Genomic DNA, 6,267 nt, shown 5'->3' on the forward strand with positions numbered 1-6,267 from the left:
GCCGAGACGCGGGCTGACCTTCAACGAATTCCGGAGTCGACCGATGCAAGAGAAACTGTCCTTTTTTTCCGATGGCCTGAAGCTTTCGGCGGTGTTGCACGTGCCGGAAGGGCGCGAGCCCGGCCAGCGACTGCCGGCCTTTGTTGTGTTGCACGGCTTCGTTGGGTCGAAAGATGAATCCCATGCCGAAATCCAGGCGACGATGCTTGAGCAGATGGGCTACGTGACGCTTCGTTTCGATTTCCGCTGCTGCGGAGAGAGCGAGGGCGAGCGAGGTCAGGTACGCTGCTTCGATCAGGTCGTTGACGCCAAGAACGCGTTGACCTTTTTGACCGGTCGGGAAGAGGTCGATCCCGCGCGCATCGGCGTCGTCGGGCATAGCTTCGGGGCCGCCGTCGCGGTCTATTCCGCCGGCGTCGATGACCGCTTCGCCTGCGTCATTTCCTCCTGCGGATGGGGCGACGGCGAGCGCAAATTCCGCGGACAGCATCCAACGCCGGAGGCTTGGGCCAAATTCACCGGCCTGCTCGAGCAGGGGCGCCGGCAGAAGAAAGAGACCGGCAAAAGCATGTGGATCTCCCGCTTCGACGCCGTGCCGATTCCGGAGCCGCTTCGCAAGAACCTTTCCCCCAAGGCGATCATGGAAATTCCGGTGGAGACAGCGTGGAGCATGTACAATTTTCGTGCTGATGACGTGGTCGCAGATATTTCACCGCGGCCGGCTTTGTTTTTTCACACGGCCAACGACGGCATAACGCCGACCGAGCAGTCGATCCGCTTGTTTGAAAAGGCCGGCGCGCCGGCCGAGTTGATGCTGATCACAGGAACGTCCCATTTTCCGCTATCGGCCCAGGATGCCCCTCGCACCAAAGCCCTGATCAAGGGATGGCTCGACAAGTTCTTTCCGTCGCCGCTTGGATCCTGAACATGACAGCGGCTATCAAGCGTAACGTTGCCCCCGAAATCCTTCGGACTTTTGCTGCGGACCTGCTGACTGCCGGCGGGTTCACGGCGGAACAGGCCCGACAGACTTCGGGCCTCCTCGTGTGGGCCAATTTGCGCGGCGCGGAGTCGCACGGCGTGCTGCGAATTCCGCGTTACATCGAAATGGTCAAACTCGGCATCATCAATTCCGATGCGAAGCCCGCATTCAAGACCGAGATGGGCGCCATTGCCGTGCTCGATGCCGATCGGGCACCCGGCGCCGTCGGGATGCTGCTGGCGGCGGAGAAGGCGATCAAATTGGCCGGGAGCCACGGGATCGGATGGTGCTCGGCCAGAAATATCACTCACGCCGGCGCCATCGGATACTTCGCCCAGAAGGTGGCCGAGGCTGGCATGATCGGTATGGTGATGACTGCATCGAAGCCGCTCATGATCTATTTCGGATCCAGCGCCGAAGGCGTCTCGACCAACCCGCTGGCCATCGCCGCGCCGACGGCTGATCCCGATCGTCCGATCGTGTTCGACATGTCCACTTCCGCCGCGGCGCTAGGCAAGATCATGGCGGCGCGGGACGCTGGCGTAGCCATTCCCGAAGGCTGGGGCGTCGATGCTAGCGGCGCCGGCACTACGGACCCGAAGGCCGTGAAGTCCATGCTGCCGATGGCCGGGCCCAAGGGGGCGGGGCTGTCGCTGATGATCGAGATCATGTCGAGTGTTCTGATCGCCAATCCGATCATCAGTGCATCGTTGAACGGGACCGATGGTGCGGCGTTCAACGGACTGGTCCTCGCTGTCGATCCAGTGGCCTTCGGCGACAAGGCTGCCTTCAGGCAGGCCGTCGAAGAACTCGCCCAAGCAATCAAGGGACTTCCGGCCGCGGCTGAGCATGAGCCGGTTCTGCTGCCCGGTGAACGCGGCTTTGCGGAAGCTGCGAAGCGGACCCAGGAGGGAATCCCGATTGCTTCCGGCACGTTGGCAAATCTTGTCGCGGTGGCCACGAAGTATTCCGTTCCGATTCCGCCCTCGCTGCGCTGACGCACTCTTGGCATCGGATCGTATCTTGTTGAGCACCTGACGTAATACCGCCGCTGCAGACGTCACCATCAGAGTGGCGGCAGCTCATATCGCTGGAGGAAAACATGTTTGGTTATCTGGCATCCCTCGTGCGGGGGGCGGCATTCACCGTTGCGCTCAGTGTCTCAGCCGCGCCGGCCTCGGCCGAGGTCTATCCGGTGCATCCGATTCGTCTCCTGCACGGTTTTGCGCCCGGCGGTGCCGCAGACACCCTGTCGCGTTTGATAGCCGAAGGCCTGTCGAAACGATTGGGCCAACCGGTGATCGTCGAGGCCAAGCCGGGCGTAGGGGGCAATATTGCCGCCGAGGCTGTCGCCAACGCGACACCGGACGGATACACGCTGGGTCTGGTCACCGGCGGCCATGCCGTCTCCGCGGCGACTTATAAAAGCCTTCGCTTCCAGCCGGTCGACAGTTTCGAGATGATTTCGACGATCGTGTACTACGCTCTCGTGATTGCTGTGCGCGCCGACTATCCTGCCAAATCGCTCTCGGATCTGATCGCGATGGCGAAAGCCAAGCCGGGAGAGCTCAGCTTCGGATCGGTGGGCTTTGGTAGCACCCACCACCTGGCGGGCGAGCTTCTGAAATCCATGGCTGGTGTCGATATTCTTCACGTGCCGTACCGTGGCGACTCGCAGGCGATCACGGCGTTGCTTGGCGGCGAAGTGCCGATGATCGTCGGCACCAGCGTGTTGCTCGCCCCGCAGATCGAAAGCGGTGCCGTCCGTGGCCTCGCCGTCACGTCGCGGAGCCGCGCGGCCCTGCTGCCTGGCGTACCTTCGGCGGAAGAAGCAGGAATCGCAGGTTACGACGTCCGGACATGGGCGGGGCTGCTGGCGCCTGCGGGAACGCCCGCCGCAGTTATCAACGCCCTGAATAGTGCGGTGATGGAGGTGGTGAAGGATCCTGACATCAAGCCAAGGCTGGAGACGGCCATCGGTGGCGAGGCGCGCGGCAGCACACCGGAGGAAATGAAGCGACTCGTTGCGAGCGAGATCGTGAAATGGAAGGGCGTCGTCGACGCGGCGAAGCTTCCGCGAATTTGATCGTACACTTTCCCGTTTCTAACAACTGGTATAGGCGGCGAAGCGCAGTGGTTCGTATCGCTGCGCAAGACGCTCATGGCGTCGTGAAGTGACTTGCCCGAGCTTTTGTGGATCAAGCTTTGTGAGAAACTGAGCTTGGAACGGAGCCTTGGTGGTGCCGAAGAAGAGGTTCAAGGCGGAGCAGATCGTGGTGCTACTGCGCCAGATCGAAGTGTTGATGTCGCAGGGGAGAGCGACGCCGGTCGCCTGTCGCTAAGCGGGCATTTCGCAGCAGGGTTGCTATCGCTGGCGTAAAGAGTACGGCGGCCTTGATCTCGATCAGGCGAAGCGGCTGAAGGACCTGGAGCGGGAGAATGTTCGCCTCAAACGCCTGGTCGCGGATCTGTCGCTTGAGAAACAGGTGCTCAAGGACATTGCCTCGGGAAACTTGTAAGCCGCCGAACGGCGCCGGCGGGCAGTAGAGGGCATTCGAGCGAAGTATGGTCTCCCGGTTCGCCAGGCCTGCCGGATCGTCGGTCAATCACGCGGGACGCCGCGCTACACCACGATCATCTGGGCTGATGAGGATGCGCTGACGAGAGCGATCATCCCTCTGGCATCCCGATACGGACGGTATGGCTATCGCCGGATCACATCGCTGCTGGTCACTGCCGGCTGGCAGGTTGGCAGCGACCGGGGTCAGCGAATCTGGCGCCGTGAACACCAGCGGCGTGCCCGAGCACATCAGATCCGACAATGGTCCGGAGATGACGGCCAGGATCGTGCGCAGCTGGCTTGCAAAGCTCGCGGCGAAAACACCTTACATAGAGCCAGGCAGTCCGTGGGAGAACAGCTACTGCGAGTCCTTCAATGGGAAGCTGCGTGATGAGGGCCTGAACGGTGAAATCTTCTGCAGCCTGAAGGAGGCCACGGTCGTCACCGAGCAATGGCGCAATCACTACAACACGGCCCGACCGCACTCCTCGCTGAACTACCGACCACCTGCACCACAGACATCAGCACCTGACGCCCACCATCCAGATCAGAGCGTGACAATGCAGCAGTCTCTATCCCGCTGGTCCAAAATATCCGTCAGGTCAGAGCGAAGGAAAGTTACGTCGCGCCGCAGCGCCGAGTCTCTGGCATGATGGCCCAAATCAAAAAGAGCCCCAATGCAGCAACGCCGGCCAAGCCTATGAATGCCAGGGGCGCACCAAAATGGTCGGCTATCAATCCGGCGAGCACCGTGCTGAGCGCCGCGCCGATGCCGGTGGCGGTGCCGACAATGCCGAGCGCCAGCGAATAGCGGCCGCTGCCGAACGCCAGGTCGGCGACGATCAGCGGGATCATCACGCTGAACACCGCGGCGGTGACGCCGTCGAACAACTGCACCGCGACCAGCACGTAGGGATCGGTCACGGTCGCGAACAGCAGCCCGCGAATAGCCAGCGCGGCAAAGCCGAGCAGCAACAACGGCCGCCGCCCCCATTGCTGCGCCTTGCGGCCGACGGTCGGCGAGGTCGCCGCGACGATCGCCTGCGGCACCACGATACAGAACGCGATCAGCACCGGCGCCCAGTCGGCCGAGCGCGTGGTGACGACGCCGGCCATCAGCGGCAGCATCGCGGCATTCGCCAGTTGCAGCAGCAACACCGCAGCGGCAAAGATCAGCAGCGCTTTCTGTCGGACAAGGTCGCGGAAACGAACCGCCGTATGCCCCTCGGTCTGCGCGGCGGTGGCGCCATGCGCCTGCGCTGCATCGATGTCGCGGGCGCGAATCCGCGACAGCGCATACAACGTCGGCAGCGCCAGCAGGAAGGTGACGACGAACACCGAACGGCTCGATAAATAGTAGCCGCAGGTTCCCATCACTGCGGCGGCAACGCCGTTGCCCAGCGAGGCGAAGCGCGCGTTGCGGCCGAGCCGTTCGCCGATTCGCAACGGCCCGACCAGGCCAAGGCTGACCGCGGCGATCGCCGGTCCCAGCACGCAGCTCGCCATCGCATGCAGCGTGGCGGCGGTGACGACGATCGGAAAGACGGGGAACGCGGCGTAGCCGAGCGCGCAGAAGCAGATCGTCAGCACGGCGGCGCCGGCCACCAGCTTGGTCGAGCGCGCGGCATCGACGATGGCGCCGCCGGGCATCTGGCCCAGCAGCGCGACGATTCCGCCGATCGACAGCACGAAGCCGATCTCGACCTGGGTCCATTTTTGTGTGGTCAGGTAAACCGCGACGAACGGGCCAAATCCGGTTTGCACATCCGCCAGGAAGAAGATGAACCAATCGAGACCGCGCAAGCTCTCGCGGCAGGGCGAAGGGCTTGGCAGAGGAGCGATCGGTGGCGACGGCCCATAGTCGTCGCCGCCGATCGAGCGCCCGCGATCATCGCCATCGATCCGCTCAATCCGGTGTTTGGGTGGGGCCGCGAGCAGTGTGTCTCTCTCCAATTCGTTCATTGGTCGTCAAATTGCAACGGCTGCAGGCTTCCGGTAGCCCCCAGCACCACGACCGGCGTATCTTCCTTGTATTCGGGAGCTGCCTTGACCTGATCCTTGGTCAATTCGAGCGTGACGCTGTCGGTCTTGTCGGCAACACGGCCGAACCGCAACGCGTTCCAGTCGACAACGATCTTTCGGCTGCCAACGCCGAGAAAGCCGCCGAAATCGATCACCGCCGCGCGCACCGCGCCGCTCCGATCGACGATCACGTCGATGATTTTCCCCATATCCTCATTGGCCGCGCTGCGGACGTCACGCCCCAGCACGCCATGCACTTCCCTTGCGCTCAGGATGGTAACCGAGGCCGGCGGGGCCTCTTTCGGTGGCTCCTTGGGCTTCGAAGCTTCCTTTGGCACGGCCTGCGGCGTCGCGCTCTGCTGCGGCGTTGGTGATGGCGCCGGGGTGGGCGTCAGTTCCGACGGAGCCCCGGCAGCCGGCGGCGGCGGGACAGCCTGATCGGCGGCCCAAGCCGTCGCGAGTGTCAGGGACGTGATAATCATGGACGCAAACAGGCGTTTCACGCGCATAGAGTCTCCTTCAACCAAGCGCCGCAACCAAGAGCCGCTTTCAGTGCGCCAGAACGATCGACACCCGGATCTGGCCGCGCGTGCGCAACACCTCCAGCGACACATCATCGCCGTGGCGGCGCACCCGAAGATCGACGCTTGAGGGGCCAAGCTGCAAATCACGCAGCACCACGTCGTTGAGAAAAGCCGGCAAA

General features: G+C 63.1%; 5 protein-coding genes and 1 pseudogene. 4 read left to right on the forward strand and 2 right to left on the reverse strand.

Features of this window, described 5'->3' with window-relative positions; genetic code table 11:
* Positions 1 to 43: 43 nt before the first annotated feature.
* From JWQ24_RS05460 to JWQ24_RS05475, 4 genes and pseudogenes are all read left to right on the forward strand, one after another.
* A complete protein-coding gene (locus JWQ24_RS05460) occupies positions 44 to 925 on the forward strand; it encodes an alpha/beta fold hydrolase (protein WP_299805355.1) in 882 nt (293 codons plus the stop codon).
* A gap of 2 nt (positions 926 to 927) precedes the next feature.
* On the forward strand, positions 928 to 1,980 hold the full coding sequence (locus tag JWQ24_RS05465) for an Ldh family oxidoreductase (protein WP_299805358.1): 1,053 nt from the start codon (positions 928 to 930) through the stop codon (positions 1,978 to 1,980).
* Between the two features lie 104 nt (positions 1,981 to 2,084).
* Positions 2,085 to 3,068 (forward strand): tripartite tricarboxylate transporter substrate binding protein, encoded by a 984-nt coding sequence (locus JWQ24_RS05470; protein ID WP_299805361.1) that lies wholly within the window; start codon positions 2,085 to 2,087, stop codon positions 3,066 to 3,068.
* A gap of 154 nt (positions 3,069 to 3,222) precedes the next feature.
* Positions 3,223 to 4,195, forward strand: a pseudogene (locus JWQ24_RS05475) (integrase core domain-containing protein).
* Here the strand turns inward: JWQ24_RS05475 and JWQ24_RS05480 are convergent.
* Together JWQ24_RS05480 and JWQ24_RS05485 are read right to left on the reverse strand one after the other, a co-directional pair.
* Positions 4,161 to 5,417, reverse strand: coding sequence for an MFS transporter (locus tag JWQ24_RS05480; protein ID WP_299805369.1), 1,257 nt, complete (start codon positions 5,415 to 5,417; stop codon positions 4,161 to 4,163). The pseudogene JWQ24_RS05475 and the gene JWQ24_RS05480 sit on opposite strands and share 35 nt — an antisense overlap.
* Positions 5,418 to 5,500: 83 nt before the next feature.
* Complete coding sequence (locus JWQ24_RS05485; protein ID WP_299805363.1) at positions 5,501 to 6,046, reverse strand: PRC-barrel domain-containing protein; 546 nt, start codon at positions 6,044 to 6,046, stop codon at positions 5,501 to 5,503.
* Positions 6,047 to 6,267: the final 221 nt, after the last annotated feature.

The sequence above is a fragment of the Tardiphaga sp. genome, from assembly GCF_028290495.1.
Lineage (GTDB): Bacteria > Pseudomonadota > Alphaproteobacteria > Rhizobiales > Xanthobacteraceae > Tardiphaga.

Excerpts from the sequence above, each read along its gene's own strand:
- JWQ24_RS05465 (WP_299805358.1), top strand. The coding sequence starts at position 928 with ATGACAGCGGCTATCAAGCGTAACGTTGCCCCCGAAATCCTTCGGACT.
- JWQ24_RS05470 (WP_299805361.1), top strand. The coding sequence starts at position 2,085 with ATGTTTGGTTATCTGGCATCCCTCGTGCGGGGGGCGGCATTCACCGTT.
- JWQ24_RS05485 (WP_299805363.1), bottom strand. The coding sequence starts at position 6,046 with ATGATTATCACGTCCCTGACACTCGCGACGGCTTGGGCCGCCGATCAG.
- JWQ24_RS05460 (WP_299805355.1), top strand. The coding sequence starts at position 44 with ATGCAAGAGAAACTGTCCTTTTTTTCCGATGGCCTGAAGCTTTCGGCG.